This window comes from Stenotrophomonas sp. C9D9 (genome assembly GCF_056491205.1).
In genome coordinates, this window is record NZ_JBSZIF010000004.1 from 1,879,541 (window position 1) to 1,899,598 (window position 20,058).

A 20,058-nucleotide genomic window follows, 5' to 3' on the forward strand; every position below is an offset into this window, starting at 1 on the left:
ACGCTCGCTGCAACCCCGCTGGCCGCGGAAGGGCGCCCCTGGCGGCGCGCCCTGCTGTGGCTGGCGCTGCTGGGCCCGTTCTTCTTCGCCAGCTATGGCTTCGCCAACTGGATGGCCGGCCGCCATGCCGAACTGCCGGTGATGGCGTTCGGATGGGAAACGCAGATTCCGTTCGTGCCCTGGACGATCGTGCCGTACTGGTCGATCGACCTGTTCTACGCGATCTCGTTCTTCCTGTGCCGGCGTCGGCTGGAACTGGACCGGCACGCGCTGCGGCTGTTCAGTGCACAGCTGATCGCCGTGAGCTGCTTCCTGCTGTGGCCGTTGCGCTTCAGCTTCGAGCGGCCGGAGATCGGCGGCGTGTTCGGTTGGCTGTTCGATGTGCTGCTGGGCTTCGACAAGCCGTTCAATCAGGCGCCGTCGCTGCACATCGTGCTGCTGATCGTGTTGTGGGTGAAATTCGCGCAGTACCTGCAGGGTGCCTGGCGTTGGGTGCTGCATGTGTGGGCGCTGCTGATCGGTGTCTCGGTGCTGACCACGTTCCAGCATCATTTCATTGATATCCCGACCGGCCTGCTGGCCGGTTGGCTGTGCGTCTGGCTGTGGCCGGAGCAGGGCACGCCGCCATTGCGCGCCTGGCGCACCGTGCGTGATGCCAAACGTTGGCGATTGGCAGCGCTGTACCTGCTGGGGGCCGCTGTATTGCTGGTACCGGTGGTGCTTCTGCGTGGCGCGGCGTTGTGGCTGCTGTGGCCGGTGGTGTCGCTGCTGCTGGTAGCGCTGGCCTATGCCGGGCTGGGCACGGTGGTGTTCCAGAAGCGCGCTGATGGGCGCCTGACCATGGCGGCGCGCTGGTTGCTGGCGCCGTACCTGGGCGCGGCATGGATCAATTCGCGGCTGTGGACGCGGCGTGCGCCACAGCCGGTGCCGGTGATGGATGGCGTGTGGCTGGGGCGCATTCCCTGTGCTGCGTTGCCAGCCCCCTTGGTCGGCGTGGTCGATGCCTGTGCTGAACTGTCCTGTCGTGCACCGGGCGCGGCGTATGCCAGCGTGCCGATGCTGGACCTGGTAGTGCCCACGCCGGAACAGCTGCGCGCGGCGACCGAGGCGATCGAGCGCCTGCGCATGCAGGGGCCGCTGCTGGTGTGTTGCGCGCTGGGCTATTCGCGCAGTGCTGCCAGTGTGGCGGCCTGGCTGCTGCGCAGTGGTCGTGCCGCCGATACCGATGCCGCGGTGGCGATCGTGCGCGCGGCACGTCCCGGTATCGTGCTGGGCGCGGCGCATCTGCATGCCATCACTGCTGCAGCGGGAGCACGCACGTGAGTACGGTTCCCGATCTGGCGACCATGCAGCTGCTGCTGCGGCAGGGCCGTTGGCCGGCGTTGCTGTCGTTGGGCCTGTTGCTGGTGGCGTTGCTGCTGCTTGGCACCGAGCCGGACCTGGCGATGGTTGCTGCCGGCCTGCTGCTGGTCAGCGTCGTCGTCGGGCTCGCACAGGCCTACCACGCATGGCGGGTCGGGCTGGATGCCAGCCTGCTGCAGCTGCTGCGCGATGAAGGCCTGGAGGGTGACGCCGCTGCGCGCCGTACCGACCAGCTGCTGCACGACAGTGGCCTGCGCCGCGCCGCGCCCGACGCGCCGCTACGCGGTTGGGACCTGCGCTGGGCCGGCATGCGCCGCCTGCTGCTGCGCCAGTACCTGCTGACAGCGGTGCAGGTGGTGCTGCTGGTGCTGGCCGTGGTGTGGCCGCAGACGTGAACGGGAGGAGCTGATGTTCGCCGAACTGATTGCCCGCGCCTGCAGTGGCGCGATCCATGTGGTGACCGGTGCGCGCGCGCTGTGGATCGGCTGCGCGCCGTCCAGCGAGCGCCGCGTGTATTACGGCAACCACGCCAGCCATGGTGACTTCGTACTGATCTGGTCGTCGATGCCACCGGCATTGCGGCGCCAGGTGCGCCCGGTTGCCGCAGCCGAGTACTGGCAGCGCGACGGCCTGCGCCGCTACCTGATCGATGCGGTGTTCAACGGTGTGCTGGTCGAGCGCGAGGCCGGTCATCGCCAGCAGGACCCGTTGCAGGTACTGCGCGATGCGGTGGATGAAGACTGCTCGCTGATCCTGTTCCCGGAAGGCACGCGCAATGTCGGCGATGAACCGCTGTTGCCGTTCAAGAGCGGCATCTACCACCTGGCGCGGCAACGGCCGGAACTGGAGTTCGTGCCGGTGTGGATCGACAACCTGAAGCGGGTGATGCCGAAGGGCCGGTTCCTGCCGCTGCCGCTGCTGTGCACGGCCACCTTCGGCACGCCGCTGCGGTTGCAGGCCGACGAGGATAAGGCTGCGTTCCTTGCGCGCAGCCGGCAGGCGCTGCTGGACCTGGCGCCTAATGGAGGGCGCGCATGAGTTATCTGATGGATGTGTCCGGCGACCTGGCAGCGCGCAGCGTGGGCCAGCAGACCGGCCTGCTGTTCGCCGGTGTCGGCGCGGTGCTGGTGCTGGCCACGCTGGTGGCCGAGACCCTGCGCTGGCGCCAGCGTGGGCGGCCCAGCGCGGTGATCGCAAACCTGGTCTCGCGCATCCGCGCGTGGTGGGTGATGGCGATCGTGGTCGGGCTGGCGCTGTTCTTCGGCCGTGCCGGGGTGATCGTGCTGTTTGCGATCATCTCGCTGTTCGCGCTGCGCGAGTTCATCACCCTGGCGCCGACCCGTTCCGGCGACTACTACGCGCTGCTGGCCGCGTTCTACATCGTGCTGCCCTGGCAGTACTACCTGGTGTGGATCGACTGGTACGGCATGTACACGCTGCTGATCCCGGTCTATGCGTTCCTGTTCCTGCCGATCCTGTCGACCATTGGTGGCGATACCACGCACTACCTGGAGCGCACGGCGAAGGTGCAGTGGGGGTTGATGATCTGCGTGTTCTGCATCTCGCACGTGCCGCTGCTGCTGAACCTGCACGTGCCCGGCCATGACCCGTCGCGCAACGTGTTGCTGTTCGCCTTCCTGGTGATCGTGGTGCAGTCCTCGGACGTGCTGCAGTACATCTGGGGCAAGCTGCTGGGCAAGCACCTGATCGCGCCGAAGCTGTCGCCGTCGAAGACGGTGGAGGGCTTCGTGGGTGGCGTGCTGAGCGCCAGCGCGCTGGGGGCGGCGCTGTGGTGGATCACCCCGTTCACGCCGCTGCAGGCGTTCGGCCTGTCGCTGCTGATCAACCTGATGGGATTCTGGGGCGGCCTGGTGATGTCGGCGATCAAGCGCGACCGCGGCATCAAGGACTGGGGCCACATGATCGAGGGGCATGGCGGCATGCTCGACCGGCTGGATTCGGTGTGCTTCGCCGCGCCGGTGTTCTTCCATGTGGTGCGGTACTACTGGAAGGCGGGCGGCGGCGGCTGATTCCGCGGGGGCTGCATCCACGCATGGCGTGGATCTACTGGACGGGGCGGGGCGGTTGATCGCCGGGGTGGCATCCACGCATGGCGTGGATCTACTGGAGCCGGTAGTGCCGGCCGCTGGCCGGCAACGGCAACATCCTGCCATCGTTCATGGGGTTGCCGGCCAGCGGCCGGCACTACCCGCGCGCGCTTACGCGCTGATGCCGTATTCCTTCAGCTTCTTGCGCAGGGTGGCGCGGTGGATGCCCAGCATCGCGGCGGCACGGCTCTGGTTGCCTTCGCAGTGGTTGAGCACTTCCACGAACAACGGGATTTCCATCTCGCGCAGAACGATCTCGTAGACATCGTCCGCGTCGCAGCCATCGAGGTCACGCAGGTAGCGGCGCACGGACTGGGCGACGTGTTCACGCAGCGGTGGCCGGGGAGCGCCACGACTGTTGTCAGGACGAGAGAGGACAGCGTTCAAGGGGGTTCCCGATCTGGTTGGCCCGTGCGCGCGGAGCGCGCGGCCGGACGAGGTGGTGGCGGCCAGTCTAGCGCGAGCGTGCCCGACCTGCCACGGCTGGTCGCCTCTACCCTGGTCAGAGGAAGTCGAAGGTGAATGCGACGGTGGACGCGGCAGGCTCCTGCACGCGGAACGCGATGCGCGCACTCTGGCCTGGTTCCAGCAGGGCCGCGCCGGGGGCCTCGCCGAGGTACTGCGCCGGTGCGAACACGCCGCTGCCGATCACCCGGCCATCGGCATCGGACAGCGACAGGCGCAGGTCCGGCCAGGCCTGTGCCCAGCGCGCATCGTTGCGGATGCTGGCCTGCACCTGCAGCACGCCGGCCTGGCCCGGCAGCGGTCGGATTTCGCGGCTGGTCATGGTGAACGCGGTGGGCTCGTGCCAGGCCGGCAGGCTGCAGCGCAGTGCGCCGCACAACGCGCCCAGCCAGGCGCGGTTGCCGGCGTCGGCGGCCAGTCGCGCACGATCGGCCAGCACGCTCTGCAGTACCAGCAACAGTGCCAGCCCGGCGACCAGCACCCAGTGCCAGCGCGGCGTCGGCAGCGTGCGCGGCCGCGAAGTGCCCAGGAAGCTCGGCGCATCGCCGGCCACGGCCTGCGCGGCCGGGACGGGTTCGATCACGGCCGCTTTGTCGAGGATGACGGTGTCATCGATCTGTCGCGTCTCCGCCATTGGCGGCAACGCCGCGTCGATCGGATCGCCCGGATCGCCGCTCTCCGCGGCAGGGATGTCATGCACCGCCGGGTCGGGCGTGTGCGCATCGGTCGCAGGTGCGGCCTCGCCTTCCGACGTGGGGCGCAGGAAGGTGGCCAAAGGGCGGCGCGGCGGGTTCGGCTCGGACATGCTCAGGGCGCGGGCTCGGATCCAGCAGTCATTCAATCACGATCAGGCGCGGCGTACGCCGGTGATGCGCATCCAGTCGCCATCCTGGGTGGCCTGCAGATCGTCGAACCACGCGGCATAGCGCTGCAGCAGTTCGCCTTCCTGGCCATGCAGGATGCCCGACAGGGCGATGCGACCGCCGGCGGCGACGCGTGCGGCCAGCAGTTCGGCCAGCGCATCCAGCGCCGAGGCGAGGATGTTGGCGACCACGATCGGATAGGTGGCGACCGGTTCGTCCTGCGGCAGGTACACATGCATGCGGGCCTGCTCGCCATTGCGCTCGGCATTGTCGGCGGTGGCGACCAACGCTTGCGGGTCGTTGTCCACGCCGATCGCTTCGGCGGCGCCCAGCTTCAGTGCGGCCAGCGCGAGGATGCCCGAGCCGCAGCCGAAGTCGAGCACGCGCTGGCCCTGCAGTTGGCCCTCCACGGCCAGCTGGTCCAGCCAGCGCAGGCACAGGGCGGTGGTCGGGTGGGTGCCCGAGCCGAAGGCCAGGCCCGGGTCCAGCCGCACCACGGCGGCATCGGCGGCCTGCGCGGCGTCCGGCAGTTCATGGTTCCACGGCACGATCCAGGTACGGCTGCCGAAATCCATCGGCTGGAACTGGTCCAGCCAGGCGCGTTCCCAGTCTTCGTCTTCGACCGCGCGGAAGCTGCCATTGCTCCAGTCCAGCTCCGGGTCGAAGGATTCCAGTGCGGCCAGCAGCAGCAGCGCATTGCTGTCGGCGGGGAACAGCGCGCTCAGCACCAGAGTGTCCCACAGCGGCGTTTCACCCACGCCGGGTTCGAGGATGGCCTGTTCGTTGCTGGTGTCGGCTTCGGCATCGAGCAGGGTCACGGCCAGTGCGCCGACGTCCTCCAGCGCATTTTCATAGCGGGGCTGGGTGGCTTCGGTGCAGCGCAGGGTCAGTTCCAGGAACGGCATGGCGGTGGGGACAGTCGCGGGAAAGGGGGCCATGCTAGACCATCGGGGCGTCTCCGTATTGCCTGAGATGCTGCCTTGAGATGAACGGGGGCAGTTCAGACAGGCCTGTCAGGCCTTGCTAAACTCGGCGCTTTCCTGTGTGCCGTGAACGCTCACACCCGCCGATGGCCTTCGCTCCGACCCTGAAAACCTGGTTGCTCGTACTGCCGGCGGTGGCCGTGCTGGGCGTGGCCGGGTATCGGGCCAGCGGCCATGCTGCGGGCGAGGCATCGCCGTCGGCGTCGCCGGACCTGCCGCTGGCCGTGGCCAGCCATGACAGCGGAGCGCCGCTGCCGGCGGTGCCGGAAGCACTGGCGCGGCGGCTTGCGGCCTTCGAGCGCGGCAACACGCTGCCGTCGGGCCTGCCGCTGGACCTGCGCGCCGACATCGAAGATGCCAGCGACCTGTATGCCTACGCCCAGCGCCTGCGCGCACAGGCCGACAACGGCAATCACGAGGCGCGCTGGATGCTCAGCCGCGTCTATGACTATTGCGCGCAGTACGCACTCGATCCGGGCGGCTACCGCCTGGACAACAACGTACTGAGTGGGTTGGGCCTGACGGCGGCGCCGGCGATGATCGAGGCGCGTGAGCGCGTGGCGCAGCGCTGCGGCGGATTCGTGCCGGGCGACAAGCTGGGTGCGGCGCTGGTGCTGTCCGAGCGCCGCAAAGCGGCCGCACAGGGCAACCTGGCCGCGGAAGCAGCGCTGTTCGCCGAAGGTGAGCCGCTGAAAGACAGTGCCGAATACCGTCGCGACCTGGTCGAGCGCGTGCGCACCTCGCGCGACCCGGAGGCCTACATGGCCATCGCGCCGGCCATGGGCGTGCGTGCTGCCGGTGACCGCGCGCTTGACGGCCTGGTGGCGGGCGAGCAGCTCAGTGAACTTGCATGGCGGCTTGCGGCCTGTGAACTCGGTCTAGCCTGTGGAGCGGACAGCGTGCTGGTCAACAATTTTTGTGCGAACGGAGGGATCTGTTCGCAGGATGGAGCGCAGGATTTCCGGGATTTCGTGTATGACGCTGCGGTATCGCGGCAAGGTGCTGGGAAAATGAAGGAATGGATCAAGCGATTGGTTGGAAAGAGGGACGGGCGATGAATTACCGTCGATTCCTGCATGGGGCCAAGTTCTGGTTCTGGGTGGCGCTGTTCGTGGCCTACTCGGCCGGCGCGGTCGGCCTGCTGATGATCGATACCTACGAGGACCGCTACCGGCATCTGTCGAAGGTGGAGCTGACCACGGTGAAGGCGCAGGAAGACGTGCGCCGTGCCGGTGCCAGCCAGGTCGCTGCGGTCTATCGCGCGCAGAGTGGCATGCCATTCGCTTCACTGCCGGCCGGCAGCACCTTCCAGGTGGTGTGGCCCGATGGTTCCACCGAAACCATGGTGATCGTCGACCCCACCTCGCCCAATGGCGTGCGGCCGCTGGCCAACTCGCAGATCCCGGCGACGGCGGCGGACGCGCGCTGAGCCTGCCTGGGTAGAGCCGGGCAGGCCCCGGCTGTGCTTTCCGGCAAGCCGAGCATGGGCTCGGCTCTACAGAAACAGAAAAGGGCGGGGAGATCCCCGCCCTTTTCATGTCCAGCACCTGGCGCCGATCAGGTCAGTGCGATCGGCTTGTTCTTGCGCTCGGCAAGGCGCTTTTCCAGGTAGTGGATGTTCTGGCCACCGGCCTGGAAGCCCTTGTCACGCATGATCCGCTGCTGCAGGGCGATGTTGGTCTTGATGCCATCGACCACCATTTCGCTCAGTGCCACCCGCATGCGGGCGATGGCGGTTTCGCGGTCCGGGCCGTGCACGATCAGCTTGCCGATCATCGAGTCGTAGTTCGACGGCACGCGGTAGCCACTGTAGATGTGGGTATCCACGCGCACGCCGGGGCCACCCGGCGGATGGAAGCCGGTGATGGTGCCCGGGCTCGGCACGAAGGTCTCGGCGTCTTCGGCGTTGATGCGGCATTCGATGGCATGGCCGGTCAGCACCACGTCGCTCTGCTTGATCGACAGCTTCTGGCCGGCGGCGATCTTCAGCTGCTCGGCCACCAGGTCGATGCCGGTGACCATTTCGGTGACCGGATGCTCCACCTGGATGCGGGTGTTCATTTCGATGAAGTAGAAGCGGCCGTCCTCGTACAGGAACTCGAACGTGCCGGCACCGCGGTAACCGATGCGCACGCAGGCTTCGGTGCACACCTTGCCGATCTGCTCGCGCTGCTCGGCGCTGATGCCCGGTGCCGGTGCTTCTTCCACCACCTTCTGGTGGCGGCGCTGCATCGAGCAGTCACGCTCACCCAGGTGGATGGCGTTGCCCTGGCCGTCGGCCAGCACCTGGATCTCCACGTGGCGCGGATTTTCCAGGAACTTTTCCATGTAGACCTCGCCATTGCCGAACGCGGCCTTGGCCTCGCTCTTGGTGGTTTCGATCGAGGTCTTCAGCGAGGCTTCGGCGTGCACCACGCGCATGCCGCGGCCACCGCCGCCACCGGCCGCCTTGATGATGACCGGGTAGCCGATCTCACGGGCGATCTTGGTGTTGGCGACGATGTCCTCGCCCAGCGGGCCGCCCGAGCCGGGCACGCACGGTACGCCGGCGGACTTCATCGCGCGGATGGCTTCGACCTTGTCACCCATCATGCGGATGGTGTCGGCCTTGGGGCCGATGAAGATGAAGCCGGACTCTTCCACACGCTCGGCGAAGTCGGCGTTCTCCGACAGGAAGCCGTAACCCGGGTGGATGGCCTGGGCGTCGGTGACTTCCGCCGCGGCGATCAGTGCCGGGATGTTGAGGTAGCTCTGCGGCGACGGCGCCGGACCGATGCAGACCGACTCATCGGCCATGGCCACGTGCTTGAGGTTGCGGTCGACCGTGGAGTGCACGGCCACCGTGCGGATGCCGAGGGTATGGCACGCGCGCAGGATGCGCAGCGCGATTTCCCCTCGGTTGGCGATGACGACTTTGTCGAGCATGGCGTGCCCCTCAGCCGATCACGAACAGCGGCTGGTCGAATTCCACCGGCTGGCCGTTCTCGCCGAGGATGGCGACGATGGTGCCGGACTTGTCGGCTTCGATCGGGTTGAACATCTTCATCGCTTCGATGATGGCCAGGGTTTCGCCTTCCTTGACCTGCTGGCCAACGGTGACGAAGGCCGGCTTGTCCGGGGCGGACGAGGCGTAGAAGGTGCCGACCATCGGCGAGCGCAGCACGTGGCCTTCCGGCAGCGCCGGGCCCGGCTTGGCGGTGCCGCCGGTGGAGGCTTCGGTCGGCGACTGCATCGGCATCGCCTGCGGCGCCGGAGCGGCCGGAGCGGCATACACCGGGGCCGCAATCGGGGCGGCATAGCCGGCCACCGGGGCGCGCGACAGGCGCACCGACTCTTCGCCTTCCTTGATTTCGATTTCAGCCAGGTTCGACTCTTCCAGCAGGTCGATCAGCTTCTTGATTTTGCGGAGATCCATGGTGGCCTCTTTGCTCGTGATGTCAGTGTGGTGGGAAGCGCATCGCGCTCGGGTCAAAGCAGTTCGTAGAACTCGCGCAGCTGCCGCGTACGGTCGCGCGCGAGGGTGGTCAGGCAGCGCATCTGTGCGCCGTTGCGTGCCGTGCCATCGGAATTGAGGGCATAGACCGCGTTGCAGTCGTGGTCGCGCAGCTGGATCCAGGCACGCTGGGCCAGTACCAGCTCCTGCTCGGCATCGCCGCAATAGCTGCAGGTGCCACCGCGGGCCGGGGTACGCAGCTGGCGACGCGCCTGTGCATAGACGGTATTGAGTTCGGCATCAGCGGCGGCGGCCACGTCCGAGGCGCACAGGTCGCTCTCCATCGTGGTACCCGGATGGGCGCAGTCGATGCCTTCGTCCTTGCGGTCGAACGCGGCGGCGGCACCGTAGATGCCGGCCCACGCCACAACGCCGGCGAGCACGCGCGGCAGCATCTTCACGCGCTGGCCGCCTGCACGCGCAGCAGTGCCGCGTCCATCGCGTAGCGGTAGCTGTCGGCACCGAAGCCGCATACCACGCCCACGGCCTTGTCACTGAAGTAGCTGTGCTGGCGGAACGGCTCGCGGGTATGCGGGTTGGACAGGTGGATCTCGATGAACGGCACCGCCACCGCCGCCAGCGCATCGCGCAGGGCCACCGAGGTGTGGGTGAAGGCGGCGGGGTTGATCAGGATGAAAGCGGTTCCGTCACTGCGCGCGGCCTGCACGCGGTCCACCAGCACATGCTCGGCGTTGGACTGCAGGCTGTCCACGGTGTGCCCGGCGGCCGATGCCTGGGCAGCCAGGGCCTGGTCGATGTCGGCCAGCGTGGTGTGGCCGTAGACCTCCGGCTCGCGGGTGCCGAGCAGGTTGAGGTTGGGGCCGTGCAGGACCAGCAGCTTCGCCATGGGATCCGGAAGACGGGAAAGGGCGGCAGTCTGGCGGAACCGGCGGATGCTGTCCAGTTCGGCGAAGTTTGCAGCGTTTCAATCGATCGTTTGAAATCTGCCGGAGTGCTTGTGGCCGTATGGCGGGCGCTGGATCAAGGCGCGCTGAACGTGGTGCTGGCCGGGGATGCTGGCACGTAGGCCGACGATGCCGGCAAGGCTGGGCGCTGACCGATGCCGCAATGGGCCGTGATGCGGCGGATCCACGCCATGCGTGGATGAAGGAAGTTCGGTGCGCAGCAAGCTACGCACCCACCGAGGGGCAGCCCGAGGCGCGCTGCACGCCACCCACCGCCCCCGCCACGCACCCGCTCAGGTCTCCAGCGGCACTGTCGGCACCACGTTCGGGAACACCTCCTCCAGCGGCTCCCGTTCCCCCGGCTTCGGCGTCGGCCAGTTGTAGGCGTTCACCGGCTGCGCGCGATTCACCCATAACGCGTAATACAGATGGTCGGCGCGGCCATCACCGGTGTTGGGGTGGATCAGGATGGTCAGCCCCAGGCTGTTGAGCTGCAGCCAGGGCACCAGCACCGGCAGCAGGTCGTTGGTGAAGCCGAAATAGAACGAGGGAGTGACGTGCGGTCCGCGCGGCTCAAGGTTCCAGTTGCCCAGCTCGACCGGGAAGCGCTCGGCGGCCCAGCGCCGCAGCAGCGCGGCCTTCTCGAAGCTGTCCTCGTCGAAGTAGATATGCGCGTGGTAGCTCTTGATGGCGGTGTAGGCGCGTGGCCGGGTGGGCAGCGTGGCCTCGCCGGGGCGCACGCTGGCCGGGCGCGGGGTCGGTTCGCTGGCGGTGGCCTGGCCCCAGGGGCTGCGGCCCTCCGGCGCCGGCGGGATGATGGTGCGGAAGCCAGGGCGCCCGGGTTCGGTGGTGTTCACCGTGCTGTCGCTGCGCGCGGCTGCGGTGGCGGTCGACGCGCTGGCCAGCCCACCGGCGGCCAGTCCGGCCGAGGCGATCAGGCGACGCCGTGCGGGCGAGAGCAGGTCGGCCCAGTGGGCGTCATCGTCGCCGGCGTCGATGAGGGTCGGCGGGTCCGGGTGCATGAAGGGCTCCGTGGCGGCATTGTGTGGGCAGGCAAGCACGCTCGGGCACCTGCATCCACAGCGTCCAATAAGCAGGCGGCATCACCTCATGCACGGCTGCCTTCATCGCCATTGAGCGCGACCGGGCGGCGGGCTAGGGTGCAGGTCTGCCGCCCCGGAGCCCGCCATGACCTCGTCCGATGCCGATACCCAACGCAAGCGCGCGGCCTTCCGCCAGCTGCATGCAGCAGGGTGCTTCGTCCTGCCCAATCCGTGGGACGTGGGCAGTGCACGCTACCTGCAGCGGCAGGGCTTCCAGGCACTGGCCACGACCAGTGCCGGCTGCGCCTGGAGTGAAGGGCGGCCGGATGGGGCGGTTTCGCTGCAGGCCACGCTGGAACATCTGCGGCTGATGGCGGCAGCGACACCGCTGCCGTTGAACGCCGATTTCGGTGATGGCTTCGGCGCCACGCCACAGGCAGTGGGGGAGGCGGTGGCGGCGGCGATCGATACCGGCATCGCGGCGTTGTCGATCGAGGATGCCAGTGGCGTAGCTGATGCGCCGCTGCGGCCGATCGGGCAGGCGGTCGAGCGACTGCGCGCGGCACGTGCGGCCATCGACCACGCGGGTGGCGATGTGCTGCTGGTCGGGCGGGCCGAGAACTTCTTCGTCGGCGTGCCGGATCTGCAGGACACCCTGCAGCGCCTGCGCGCCTACGCCGAGGCCGGCGCCGATGTGCTGTATGCACCGGGCATCAGCACGCGTGAACAGATCAGCGCGGTGGTCGCCGCTGCGGGGCCGAAGCCGGTGAACCTGCTGGTCGGTGGACCGACACCGCTGAGCCTGCAGGACATCGCCGCACTCGGCGTGCGCCGGGTCAGCCTGGGCGGTGCGCTGGCGCGTGCGGCGTGGGGTGGGCTGATGCAGGCGACCCAGCCGATCGCGCAGGACGGCCGCTTCGATGGCCTGCAGCAGGCGGCCTCGGGTGCGGCGTTGAACGCGCTGTTCCGTTGACGGAAACCCCGGTGCGGACTCTGGCCAGCAGGGACAGTGGATCCACGCCATGCGTGGATGGATGCGCCTACGCCTACAGCGCTTCCGTCTCACTCTCCGGCAGGACCACGCCCGGTTCCAGGTCGGGCAGCAGCTGCTGCAACAGCCCGGGGTTGTCCGGCAGCGCGGCGCCATCCAGATAGCGCCATTGCGTGGTACCGACGCTCCGCACAGCGACCATGAATGACGTGCTGCGCATCGGCGCCTCGCGCACGCGCAGCAGCGACTGGCGCGGTACGAAGCAGACTTCCTCGTCACCGGCCGCATAGGTGCGGCCTGGCACGCCCGCCTCGTCGCTGATGATGGTGACGCCGGCCTTGCGCAGCGCCTTCACCGTGTCGCGGGTCGCCCGCGCAAAGGCCTCGTCGCCGCCAGCCAGCTGCTTCAGGCTGGGATGGGTGCGCGCGATGATCAGCTCGGTATCGCCCCGGGCGAAGGCGTCCATCATCGCCTGCACCTCCTTGCGCAATGCAGCCGAGTCTTCCGGACTGAGTTCACCGGCCAGCGCTGGCGCAACGGCCATTGCCATGGGCAGGGCCAGCAGAAGGGCAAGCAGATATCGGTGCATCGTCGGGTATCTCAGCGGGAACCGCCGCACTATACGGTGGATGCGGAAACAGCGTCCCACGCATGGTGCTGGTATCCCGGGCGTCACTACTTACTATTGGTAGTTAGTGAATTCCGGACATCCCCCATGCACACCCTCATCGTTACCGCCCATCCTGAATCCGCCGCGTTGACCCATGCCATCGCCAGGTGCATCGGCGAAGCCATCATCGCGTCGGACGCCGCCAACCGCGTGACCCACGCCGATCTGATGGCCGAAGGCTTCGATCCGCGCTTCAACATGCAGGACCACGCGCTGTTCCGTGGCACCGGCGCAACGCCGGCCGACGTCGCCGCCGAGCAGGCGCGGCTGGAGGCTGCCGACACGTTGGTACTGGTCTACCCGTTGTACTGGTGGTCGTTCCCCGCGCTGCTGAAGGGCTGGATCGATCGTGTGTTCACCCAGGGCTGGGCCTACCAGGACGGTGCCGATGGCAAGGTGCAGAAAAAGCTGCAGCGGTTGCGCGTGCACCTGGTCGGCATCGGCGGGGCCGGCGCGGACATGATCGAACGGCGCGGCTACGGTGCGGCGATGAAGACCCAGATCGACATGGGCATCTTCGACTACTGCGGCGCGCGCGTGCTGTCGTCCGACCTGCTGCTGGACGCCGATTCCGGTACAGCCGAAGCGCATCTGCAGACCGCGCTGGCGATCGGCCGTAAAATCGGTACTCCGATGCGCTGACCGCCGTGCTCCACCGATGCCTGCCAACGCCGCACCCACGCGCCGCCGATTGACCCGTGAGCAACGCGCCCGCCAGTTGCTGGACGTGGCCTGGGCGCTGGTCGGCGACGAAGGTACCGATGCGCTGACGCTGGGGCGGCTGGCCGAGGCTGCGGGTGTGACCAAGCCGGTGGCCTACGATCACTTCGTGACCCGCAATGGGCTGCTGGCCGCGCTCTACGATGACTACGACGGTCGCCAGACGATGGTCTTCAACGAGCGCATCGGCCGCGCCCGGGCGCAGTTGGCCGATCGTGCGGCGGCAATCGCCTCCGGCTACATCGACTGCATCCTCAGCCAGGGCAGCGAAGTGCAGGGCATCCTTGCCGCGCTGGTCGGTGCACCCGAACTGCGCGAGGTGAGGCGGCGCTACCAGCAGGATTTCATCGACAACTGCGACATCTGGCTGGGCCCATTTGCGGCCGACGGCACGGTGCCACTGGCCGGGTGCTGGGCGATTCTCGGTGCGGCCGAGGCCCTGTCCGAAGCCGTGGCAGCAGGCGCGCTGGACAAGGCCGACGCCGAGGCCGAGCTGCAGCGCTTGATCGTGGCGACGGTCAAGCGGCGCTGAGCCGCTCAGGCGTCGGCGGTGTTGCCGGCCAGCGCTGTGAACCCGGCGGCCAGACGCTCGCGCACAAGGGCATCGCGTGCGTCACGGCTTTCAGAACCCAGCACCACGGTGATCAGGCGTACCGGCTGATCCCGCCCGGGCACTGACCGGCATGCGGTGGCGGCCAGGCAGAAGCCTGCTGCCTGGGTGTAGCCGGTCTTCAATCCATCCACGCCGTTTTCGCCAAGCAGGGCGTTCTGGTTGCTGCGGCTGAAGCTGCCATGCGCGAACGCGCGCTGCGCGGTGATTGCCAGTATCTGCGGATGGTCATTCAGCAGGCAGGCGGCGAGTACCGCCATGTCGCGCGCGCTGGAGGCATGGTGCGCGGTGGTGATGCCGGACACGCTGGCGAACCACGTGCTGCGCAGGCCGAGCTGGCGCGCGTGCCGGTTCATGCGGTCCAGGAATGCGGGTTGTGATCCGTCCAGATGGCGCGCGATGGCCAGCGCCGCATCATTGCCGGAGACGATCATCAACCCTTCCAGCAGGCGTGCCAGGCTGACCGTTTCGCCGGGCGCCAGGCCCATGCGCGTTTCATCCTCGGCCACCGCGTGCACATCTTCGGCGGCGATGGTTACCACTTCGTCCCACGCACGAGCGTTCTCTTCGACGCATTCGTAAGCGGCGTAGGCGGCCATCAGCTTGGTCAGCGAGGCCGGTTGCCGCGCGATGTCCGCGTTGTGCTGGTGGATCACCGCGAAGGTGCTGGCTTCGATGGTGATCGAGGAGTGCGCAGTCGGCGATGGCGACATGTCGGAAAGGCTGTGCTGGGATGCCGCACGAGGATAGCGGATCGCGGGTGTGCAGACCGGCTTCCGGCATGAATCTTGCCTCTGCATCGACCCGTACGAATGTGCCGGCAAGTACGCTAACGTTGCGCCTCCGCCGGGCCGGAAAGCCCGATTTTTCAGTAGCGAAGGGACATCCATGAAGAAGCGTCTGATCGTCACCGGCCTGGCCTGCCTGATGCTGGTGGCATGCGCCAACCCGAAGAACACCGTGATTCCGCAGGACGTGGACCAGTTGGCCACGATCAAGCCCGAGCTGGAGAAGCTCACCCCTGAAGAACAGCAGTTGGCTGCAGCCTACATCGTGCGTGTGACCCTGACGTCGAAGATGGCCGGAGTGTTCGGTGGCAAGGAAGGCCAGGGCATTCCGCCGGGCATGACGCTGGGCAAGGCCGTGGAAGAGCAGCGCCGCTTTGTCGAAGAGCGGAAGGCCGAGGAAGCGCGCCAGGCCGCGTTGAAGGCGGAACTTGAAGCACGTCGCGAAGCGGCGATGAAGCCGCTGCGCGAGGCGGTCACCGTCACCGTGGTGTCCAAGGACATCGAAGTGCAGCGTTCGCACGGCATCACCACCGACGAACTGCTGGTCGTGGATTTTGGGTACCAGAACAACACCGGCAAGGACATCGCCGGCGTGAAGGGCTATGTGTCGGTACGCGATCTGTTTGGCGAGGAGATTTCTGGATTCGCCATCACCAATGACGTGACCATTCCGGCTGGCCAGAGCGTGATCTGGCAGGGCAGTCGCTCGGTGCGCTTCTCGCAGACCAAGAGTAATGACCGCAAGCTGGCCAGCCTGGATGAGAGCAAGTACACGGTGGTGTGGACGCCGGAAGCCGTGGTGTTCGTTGATGGCAGCTCGCTGACGTTGCCGCAGGACGCGGCGTCCTGAGGCCGTCGGCCGGACCTGATGGCGGGTCCGGCCCCTTGGGCGCTGCCGCCCGCACACTCCTGCAATATAGCAATGCTATAACGTTGCAAAAGCGGCGCGATCCGCCGCTGAGCCGTCTGCAGGAGCCCATGACCCGACCCGTTGCGCGACGTTGGCTGTGCCCGTCGATCCTGGCCGTACTGGCCGCGCTGAGCGGCTGCCAGCCGAATCTGCGCACCGATGCTGTTCCCACCGCCGAAGCGCGCCCGCACAACGTGATCGTGATGATCAACGACGGTGCCGGCTGGGGCACCTGGGACGCCGCCGCCTACTGGCAATACGGCAGCCGCGAAGGCGCGCCGTATGCGGATTTCCCACAGCGCCTGGCGGTAACCACCTTCCCGTTGAACGCCAGCAGCCAGCCGACCCGCGACAACGCACAGACCCTGGGCTACGACGCGGGCAAGGCCTGGGACAGCGAACCGGTGCCGGCGCAGGACCTGCCGTTCGTCGGCTACCAGTATCTGGCGGCGGTCGCGACCGACAGTGCTGCGGCCGGTACGGCGTTGTCCTCGGGCATCAAGACCTACAACAACGCCATCAATTACAACAACGATGGCAATCCGGTCGAGTTCAATACGCTGCGCGCCAAGCGCCTGGGCATGGCGACCGGCGTGGTGACCTCGGTGCCGTTCGCGCATGCAACGCCGGCGGCGTTCGCGGCGCAGAACGAATCGCGCAACAACTATCACGCGATTGCGCACCAGATGCTGGCGCAGGGCCACATGGACCTGGTGATGGGCACCGGCGGTCCCGGCTACAGCGTTGATGGTCACGCCTGTGACGAGGGGGCCGGCTCGGCGAAGGCCGAGGGCTGCGCGAACCCGTGGGAATGGGTCTCCCCGCAGGATTGGCAGCAGCTGGAAGCGGGCAGCACCATTGCCGGCAATCCGGCGGGGCCGTGGCGCCTGATCCGCAGCAAGGAAGAGTTCACTGCATTGGCGCAGGGTCGGTTGCCGGCCGACCGGCCGCTGATCGGCGTGCCGCGCGTGGCCAATACGCTCCAGCAGGCGCGCCAGCTGCAGGTGCTGGACAAGGATGCGGCCACGCCTTCCGGTGTGAGGAAGATCGACAGCGTGCCCGATCTTGCGACCATGACGCGTGGCGCGCTGCGGTTCCTGCAGCAGCGTTCGGCCAAGGGCCTGTTCCTGATGGTGGAAGGCGGTGCCACCGACTGGGCCGCGCACACCAGCGCCTGCGGCACCGAATGGCACTACGGCCAATGCAGCGACCAGCCGCAGTACGGCCGCCTGATCGAGGAAACCGTGGAGTTCAACGACGCAGTGGCAGCAGTGGTTGAATGGATCGAGCGCAACGGCGGTTGGGAGCGCAACCTGCTGATCGTCACCACTGACCATGACAACAGCATGCCGATGGGCCCGGATGCACAGAACGTTGCCTTCGCGCCGGTACGCAACAACGGCCGTGGACGCATGCCGGGGATGAGCTTCCGGCCCACCGGCAACCACTCCAATGCGCTGGTGCCGCTGTGGGCCAAGGGCGCAGGTGCGGAGCTGCTTGGAAAGCGCGTACGGGGCGTCGATGCCGGTTACCGCCAGCACGTGCGCTGGAATGACGGCAGCTACATCGACAACACCGACGTGGCTGCGGCGGTGCAGGAGGCACTGCAGCGTCCACGGTAACGCCCGGTTGCACCCGGGCTGTCGTCGAGGCAGCCTGCGCACATGCAGTCGGATATCCGCATCGACGGTCGTGTCTTCGCCTACGTCTTCCCCTGTGCGTGGGAAGACTACGCGAAGATCGGTTTCTCGCGTGATCCGCTCGGACGCATCAGCGCATTGCACCGGCGTTGGTTCGAGTTCTTCGATCTCGACGCCGGTGCACTGGTGGAAGCGGAAAGCGAGCGCGATGCAAGAGATCTGGAACTGCAGCTGCGTTCGCCGTTCAAGGCGCACCGCGCGCCGGCGCCGATGACGGTCCAGGACAAGGCTGGGGGGCGCACCGAATGGGTACGTGGTGCCAACCAGGCTTTGTCGCTTGCGATTGCCGCGTTGGGCGAACAAGGCTATCGCTGTTATCCATTGAAGGCGTGGCTGCGGGCCGCCCTGCGCCTGCGCCTGGATCGGCTGCACGACTGGGCTGCGGTGCAGCTTCCGGAAGAGGAGGGCCTGCGGATGCCCGGTGGCCCCGGCGAGGGCGTGCTGCGTGACACCCTCGACGGTTGTCGGGCATTGGATATCGATCCGACCCCGTGGCTGCCTGAACACGTCCAGCGCTGGTATGCAGGCTGAGGGGCGCTCAACGGGCTCGCGGCGGCTGAACCGGCGCAGCCGGTTGCCGCGGGCACTGCGGGGCAGGTGTGGACGGGCTGGCAAGCTGCCGTGCCAGCTCGGCGCTGGCCACGTGGCCGTGCAGGAACAACAGGCTGCCGTAGATGTTCATGAGCGTGCCTCCACTTGAGTGGATTGCACGATACGGGCAGCATGGAAGGGCAAAAAGCGACATTTCCGCAAGCATGCCTTGAGAGGAATTCAAGCCTTATGTCCCGTCCGCCCCTTCATGCCCTGCAGGGTTTCGTGGCTGCCGCCCGGCTCGGCAACCTGTCGCGCGCGGCGGCGTCGATGAACCTGACCGTCAGTGCGCTCAGCCATCAGATGCGCCAGCTGGAAGAGCGGCTGGGGCAGCCGTTGCTGGTCCGCCAGCCGCGTGGCGTCACCCTCACGCTGGAGGGGCAGCGCCTGCTCGACCAGGTCGGCCCGCATCTGGATGCGATCAACGAGGCCTTCCAGCCCTATGCCGCACGCGCCGAGCACGTGCTGACGATCAGCGCGGTACCGTCGATGGCGTCGGCGTGGCTGGTGCCGCGGCTGGGGCACTTCGTGGCCGAGCACCCGCAGATCGAGATCAACCTGCAGTCAAGTGAGCGCCTGGTTGATTTCGAGCGGCAGCGCCAGTTCGATGCCGCGCTGCGGCTGGGCAGCGGGCAGTGGCCGGGCCTGGTGGTGGAGCCGCTGTTCGACGAGTGGCTGCTGCCGATGGCCAGCCCGGCGCTGATCGAACGCATGGGAGGGATCGACCGCGTGCCGCTGAACCAGTGGCCGCTGTTGGGGGATCCCGATGGAGCGTGGGGCGCCTGGTTCGCGCTGAGTGGACAGAACCCGCCGCCGCGCTTCGTGGCGGTGCTGGATGATTCGGAGGCGCACCACCGCGCGGCGCTGGACGGGGTAGGCGTGGCGCTGGGACGGGTGACGCGGGCGCGCCTGCTGCTGGATTCCGGCCAACTGGTGGCGCTGTCCAGCCTGCGACTGAAAACCGCCTGGCCGCATTGGCTGGTCTACCCGCAGCGCTCGGCCCGCCATCGTGGCTTCCTCGCGTTCCGCGACTGGCTGCATGCGCAGGCCGCCGAGCACGTGCGGCACATGGCAGACGCACATCTTTAGCGTTGGGCCATGCTCGACTGCGTGTGCGCGGCATTCACCGTACCAACGTAACCGCCTGCCCGGCACGGGCGAAGGCTTCGCCCAGCAACGAGCCTGCCTTGATCGCCTCCACGTCCTCGAACAGCGCCTGCAATGCATCGGCCGGGCGCGAGGCCGGCGCCGCGACCGCCTGCTGGATCGCGGTGAAGCGGTCGGCCAGTACGCGGTGGCCGGGATGGGCCTGTGCCCATGCCGCCAACGGTTGGCGCACGCCGGCGGCGGCATCCAGGCGCTGCTGCTCGAACAGGGTGATCGCCGCCGCCGACGTCTCGGCCCGCTCGATCTTGGCGTGGCGCAGTTCGCGGCTGAGGAACAGGTCGTAGGCCGCGCCACGACCGACCGCGATGCGCAGGCCATCGCGGTCCAGGTCGGCCACCTGCTGCGCAGGGCTGTCCTCGCGCACCAGGTAGGTGCCTTCGATCTCCACATAGGCGGCACTGAAGGCGATGCGGTCGGCACGCGCCGGATCGATGGCCAGGAAGGCCAGGTCCCAGGCATCCTCGCTGGCCGCAGCGACCACCGAGGCCGCTGAGTCGTGGCAGGTGAAGCGTGCCTGCACGCCCATGCGCTGCGCCAATGCCGTGGCCAGTTCCAGCGACGGCCCGCGCGGGGAGCGCGCATCGCCCTGTGCCAGCACCGGGTTGCCCAGGTTGATGGCCACGCGCAGGTAGCCCAGCGGTGCCAGCGCACTACGATGATCGGCCAGGGACATGCAGGACTCCGCGGGG

25 protein-coding genes are annotated in these 20,058 nt (G+C 67.8%); 13 read left to right on the forward strand and 12 right to left on the reverse strand.

What is annotated here, in order from left to right:
* Positions 1–18 precede the first annotated feature (18 nt).
* From ACXI0D_RS14000 to ACXI0D_RS14015, 4 genes are read left to right on the forward strand one after another with little or no spacing between them, the layout of a single operon-like run.
* Positions 19–1,323 (forward strand): phosphatase PAP2/dual specificity phosphatase family protein, encoded by a 1,305-nt coding sequence (locus tag ACXI0D_RS14000; protein ID WP_197622209.1) that lies wholly within the window; start codon positions 19–21, stop codon positions 1,321–1,323.
* Positions 1,320–1,757 carry a hypothetical protein gene (locus tag ACXI0D_RS14005; RefSeq protein WP_101766174.1) on the forward strand — a complete coding sequence of 146 codons (438 nt, stop codon included), beginning with the start codon at positions 1,320–1,322 and terminating at the stop codon, positions 1,755–1,757. Before ACXI0D_RS14000 ends, ACXI0D_RS14005 begins: the two co-directional genes overlap by 4 nt.
* Positions 1,758–1,770: 13 nt before the next feature.
* Complete coding sequence (locus ACXI0D_RS14010) at positions 1,771–2,400, forward strand: lysophospholipid acyltransferase family protein (protein WP_014038692.1); 630 nt, start codon at positions 1,771–1,773, stop codon at positions 2,398–2,400.
* On the forward strand, positions 2,397–3,392 hold the full coding sequence (locus ACXI0D_RS14015; RefSeq protein WP_049446524.1) for a phosphatidate cytidylyltransferase: 996 nt from the start codon (positions 2,397–2,399) through the stop codon (positions 3,390–3,392). The genes ACXI0D_RS14010 and ACXI0D_RS14015 overlap by 4 nt, the downstream gene beginning before the upstream one ends.
* Before the next feature lie 189 nt (positions 3,393–3,581).
* Here ACXI0D_RS14015 and fis read toward each other — a convergent pair whose 3' ends face one another.
* The 3 genes from fis to prmA all read right to left on the reverse strand — a co-directional run bounded on the left by fis (position 3,582) and on the right by prmA (position 5,703).
* Positions 3,582–3,857: a DNA-binding transcriptional regulator Fis gene (gene fis, locus ACXI0D_RS14020; RefSeq protein ID WP_005419706.1), complete on the reverse strand. Its 276-nt coding sequence runs from the start codon at positions 3,855–3,857 to the stop codon at positions 3,582–3,584.
* A gap of 115 nt (positions 3,858–3,972) precedes the next feature.
* Complete coding sequence (locus ACXI0D_RS14025; RefSeq protein WP_049443245.1) at positions 3,973–4,740, reverse strand: DUF3426 domain-containing protein; 768 nt, start codon at positions 4,738–4,740, stop codon at positions 3,973–3,975.
* Between the two features lie 42 nt (positions 4,741–4,782).
* Positions 4,783–5,703, reverse strand: coding sequence for a 50S ribosomal protein L11 methyltransferase (gene prmA, locus ACXI0D_RS14030; protein WP_049443246.1), 921 nt, complete (start codon positions 5,701–5,703; stop codon positions 4,783–4,785).
* A gap of 164 nt (positions 5,704–5,867) precedes the next feature.
* Between prmA and ACXI0D_RS14035 the strand changes: the two genes are divergently transcribed.
* Both ACXI0D_RS14035 and ACXI0D_RS14040 read left to right on the forward strand, forming a co-directional pair.
* Positions 5,868–6,839 (forward strand): hypothetical protein, encoded by a 972-nt coding sequence (locus ACXI0D_RS14035; protein WP_049443247.1) that lies wholly within the window; start codon positions 5,868–5,870, stop codon positions 6,837–6,839.
* Positions 6,836–7,210, forward strand: coding sequence for a hypothetical protein (locus ACXI0D_RS14040; RefSeq protein WP_014038687.1), 375 nt, complete (start codon positions 6,836–6,838; stop codon positions 7,208–7,210). Before ACXI0D_RS14035 ends, ACXI0D_RS14040 begins: the two co-directional genes overlap by 4 nt.
* Positions 7,211–7,338: 128 nt before the next feature.
* Here the strand turns inward: ACXI0D_RS14040 and accC are convergent, their stop codons facing one another.
* The 5 genes from accC to ACXI0D_RS14065 form a co-directional block, all read right to left on the reverse strand.
* Positions 7,339–8,706, reverse strand: coding sequence for an acetyl-CoA carboxylase biotin carboxylase subunit (gene accC, locus ACXI0D_RS14045; protein ID WP_006473295.1), 1,368 nt, complete (start codon positions 8,704–8,706; stop codon positions 7,339–7,341).
* A 10-nt stretch (positions 8,707–8,716) separates the two neighbouring features.
* Positions 8,717–9,196, reverse strand: a complete 480-nt coding sequence (gene accB, locus ACXI0D_RS14050) for an acetyl-CoA carboxylase biotin carboxyl carrier protein (protein ID WP_049443248.1) — start codon at positions 9,194–9,196, stop codon at positions 8,717–8,719.
* 53 nt (positions 9,197–9,249) lie between these two features.
* A complete protein-coding gene (locus tag ACXI0D_RS14055; RefSeq protein WP_049443320.1) occupies positions 9,250–9,669 on the reverse strand; it encodes a lysozyme inhibitor LprI family protein in 420 nt (139 codons plus the stop codon).
* Positions 9,670–9,671: 2 nt separating this feature from the next.
* On the reverse strand, positions 9,672–10,121 hold the full coding sequence (gene aroQ, locus ACXI0D_RS14060) for a type II 3-dehydroquinate dehydratase (protein ID WP_014038684.1): 450 nt from the start codon (positions 10,119–10,121) through the stop codon (positions 9,672–9,674).
* 351 nt (positions 10,122–10,472) lie between these two features.
* On the reverse strand, positions 10,473–11,201 hold the full coding sequence (locus ACXI0D_RS14065; protein WP_049443249.1) for a DOPA 4,5-dioxygenase family protein: 729 nt from the start codon (positions 11,199–11,201) through the stop codon (positions 10,473–10,475).
* Between the two features lie 166 nt (positions 11,202–11,367).
* Between ACXI0D_RS14065 and ACXI0D_RS14070 the strand changes: the two genes are divergently transcribed.
* Positions 11,368–12,195 carry an isocitrate lyase/PEP mutase family protein gene (locus tag ACXI0D_RS14070; protein WP_049443250.1) on the forward strand — a complete coding sequence of 276 codons (828 nt, stop codon included), beginning with the start codon at positions 11,368–11,370 and terminating at the stop codon, positions 12,193–12,195.
* 73 nt (positions 12,196–12,268) lie between these two features.
* Here ACXI0D_RS14070 and ACXI0D_RS14075 read toward each other — a convergent pair whose 3' ends face one another.
* Positions 12,269–12,802 (reverse strand): hypothetical protein, encoded by a 534-nt coding sequence (locus ACXI0D_RS14075; protein ID WP_101766173.1) that lies wholly within the window; start codon positions 12,800–12,802, stop codon positions 12,269–12,271.
* A 126-nt stretch (positions 12,803–12,928) separates the two neighbouring features.
* On the opposite strand from ACXI0D_RS14075, the gene ACXI0D_RS14080 reads away from it, so the two are divergent.
* Both ACXI0D_RS14080 and ACXI0D_RS14085 read left to right on the forward strand, forming a co-directional pair.
* Entirely contained in the window at positions 12,929–13,525 is a 597-nt protein-coding gene (locus ACXI0D_RS14080; RefSeq protein ID WP_101766172.1) for an NAD(P)H-dependent oxidoreductase, read from the forward strand.
* A 16-nt stretch (positions 13,526–13,541) separates the two neighbouring features.
* Positions 13,542–14,135 (forward strand): TetR/AcrR family transcriptional regulator, encoded by a 594-nt coding sequence (locus ACXI0D_RS14085; RefSeq protein WP_101766171.1) that lies wholly within the window; start codon positions 13,542–13,544, stop codon positions 14,133–14,135.
* 5 nt (positions 14,136–14,140) lie between these two features.
* Here the strand turns inward: ACXI0D_RS14085 and ACXI0D_RS14090 are convergent, their stop codons facing one another.
* A complete protein-coding gene (locus ACXI0D_RS14090; RefSeq protein WP_479642709.1) occupies positions 14,141–14,926 on the reverse strand; it encodes a D-alanyl-D-alanine carboxypeptidase family protein in 786 nt (261 codons plus the stop codon).
* 175 nt (positions 14,927–15,101) lie between these two features.
* On the opposite strand from ACXI0D_RS14090, the gene ACXI0D_RS14095 reads away from it, so the two are divergent.
* The 3 genes from ACXI0D_RS14095 (at position 15,102) to ACXI0D_RS14105 (ending at position 18,142) form a co-directional block, all read left to right on the forward strand.
* On the forward strand, positions 15,102–15,851 hold the full coding sequence (locus ACXI0D_RS14095) for a hypothetical protein (protein ID WP_430346544.1): 750 nt from the start codon (positions 15,102–15,104) through the stop codon (positions 15,849–15,851).
* Between the two features lie 128 nt (positions 15,852–15,979).
* Positions 15,980–17,533 (forward strand): alkaline phosphatase, encoded by a 1,554-nt coding sequence (locus tag ACXI0D_RS14100; RefSeq protein ID WP_479642710.1) that lies wholly within the window; start codon positions 15,980–15,982, stop codon positions 17,531–17,533.
* A gap of 42 nt (positions 17,534–17,575) precedes the next feature.
* Positions 17,576–18,142, forward strand: coding sequence for a GIY-YIG nuclease family protein (locus ACXI0D_RS14105; RefSeq protein ID WP_101766168.1), 567 nt, complete (start codon positions 17,576–17,578; stop codon positions 18,140–18,142).
* Between the two features lie 7 nt (positions 18,143–18,149).
* On the opposite strand, the gene ACXI0D_RS14110 is transcribed toward ACXI0D_RS14105, so the two are convergent.
* Positions 18,150–18,293, reverse strand: coding sequence for a hypothetical protein (locus tag ACXI0D_RS14110; RefSeq protein ID WP_182474401.1), 144 nt, complete (start codon positions 18,291–18,293; stop codon positions 18,150–18,152).
* Between the two features lie 98 nt (positions 18,294–18,391).
* On the opposite strand from ACXI0D_RS14110, the gene ACXI0D_RS14115 reads away from it, so the two are divergent.
* Positions 18,392–19,291 (forward strand): LysR substrate-binding domain-containing protein, encoded by a 900-nt coding sequence (locus tag ACXI0D_RS14115; RefSeq protein ID WP_101766167.1) that lies wholly within the window; start codon positions 18,392–18,394, stop codon positions 19,289–19,291.
* A gap of 34 nt (positions 19,292–19,325) precedes the next feature.
* Here ACXI0D_RS14115 and ACXI0D_RS14120 read toward each other — a convergent pair whose 3' ends face one another.
* Positions 19,326–20,042: a transporter substrate-binding domain-containing protein gene (locus ACXI0D_RS14120; protein WP_101766166.1), complete on the reverse strand. Its 717-nt coding sequence runs from the start codon at positions 20,040–20,042 to the stop codon at positions 19,326–19,328.
* Positions 20,043–20,058: the final 16 nt, after the last annotated feature.

Coding starts and splice junctions, on each gene's coding strand:
- ACXI0D_RS14010 (WP_014038692.1), top strand. CDS start 1,771: ATGTTCGCCGAACTGATTGCCCGCGCCTGCAGTGGCGCGATCCATGTG.
- ACXI0D_RS14015 (WP_049446524.1), top strand. CDS start 2,397: ATGAGTTATCTGATGGATGTGTCCGGCGACCTGGCAGCGCGCAGCGTG.
- ACXI0D_RS14025 (WP_049443245.1), bottom strand. CDS start 4,740: ATGTCCGAGCCGAACCCGCCGCGCCGCCCTTTGGCCACCTTCCTGCGC.
- prmA (WP_049443246.1), bottom strand. CDS start 5,703: ATGCCGTTCCTGGAACTGACCCTGCGCTGCACCGAAGCCACCCAGCCC.
- ACXI0D_RS14035 (WP_049443247.1), top strand. CDS start 5,868: ATGGCCTTCGCTCCGACCCTGAAAACCTGGTTGCTCGTACTGCCGGCG.
- ACXI0D_RS14040 (WP_014038687.1), top strand. CDS start 6,836: ATGAATTACCGTCGATTCCTGCATGGGGCCAAGTTCTGGTTCTGGGTG.
- accC (WP_006473295.1), bottom strand. CDS start 8,706: ATGCTCGACAAAGTCGTCATCGCCAACCGAGGGGAAATCGCGCTGCGC.
- accB (WP_049443248.1), bottom strand. CDS start 9,196: ATGGATCTCCGCAAAATCAAGAAGCTGATCGACCTGCTGGAAGAGTCG.
- ACXI0D_RS14055 (WP_049443320.1), bottom strand. CDS start 9,669: ATGCTGCCGCGCGTGCTCGCCGGCGTTGTGGCGTGGGCCGGCATCTAC.
- aroQ (WP_014038684.1), bottom strand. CDS start 10,121: ATGGCGAAGCTGCTGGTCCTGCACGGCCCCAACCTCAACCTGCTCGGC.
- ACXI0D_RS14065 (WP_049443249.1), bottom strand. CDS start 11,201: ATGCACCCGGACCCGCCGACCCTCATCGACGCCGGCGACGATGACGCC.
- ACXI0D_RS14070 (WP_049443250.1), top strand. CDS start 11,368: ATGACCTCGTCCGATGCCGATACCCAACGCAAGCGCGCGGCCTTCCGC.
- ACXI0D_RS14075 (WP_101766173.1), bottom strand. CDS start 12,802: ATGCACCGATATCTGCTTGCCCTTCTGCTGGCCCTGCCCATGGCAATG.
- ACXI0D_RS14080 (WP_101766172.1), top strand. CDS start 12,929: ATGCACACCCTCATCGTTACCGCCCATCCTGAATCCGCCGCGTTGACC.
- ACXI0D_RS14085 (WP_101766171.1), top strand. CDS start 13,542: ATGCCTGCCAACGCCGCACCCACGCGCCGCCGATTGACCCGTGAGCAA.
- ACXI0D_RS14090 (WP_479642709.1), bottom strand. CDS start 14,926: ATGTCGCCATCGCCGACTGCGCACTCCTCGATCACCATCGAAGCCAGC.
- ACXI0D_RS14095 (WP_430346544.1), top strand. CDS start 15,102: ATGAAGAAGCGTCTGATCGTCACCGGCCTGGCCTGCCTGATGCTGGTG.
- ACXI0D_RS14100 (WP_479642710.1), top strand. CDS start 15,980: ATGACCCGACCCGTTGCGCGACGTTGGCTGTGCCCGTCGATCCTGGCC.
- ACXI0D_RS14105 (WP_101766168.1), top strand. CDS start 17,576: ATGCAGTCGGATATCCGCATCGACGGTCGTGTCTTCGCCTACGTCTTC.
- ACXI0D_RS14110 (WP_182474401.1), bottom strand. CDS start 18,293: ATGAACATCTACGGCAGCCTGTTGTTCCTGCACGGCCACGTGGCCAGC.
- ACXI0D_RS14115 (WP_101766167.1), top strand. CDS start 18,392: ATGTCCCGTCCGCCCCTTCATGCCCTGCAGGGTTTCGTGGCTGCCGCC.
- ACXI0D_RS14120 (WP_101766166.1), bottom strand. CDS start 20,042: ATGTCCCTGGCCGATCATCGTAGTGCGCTGGCACCGCTGGGCTACCTG.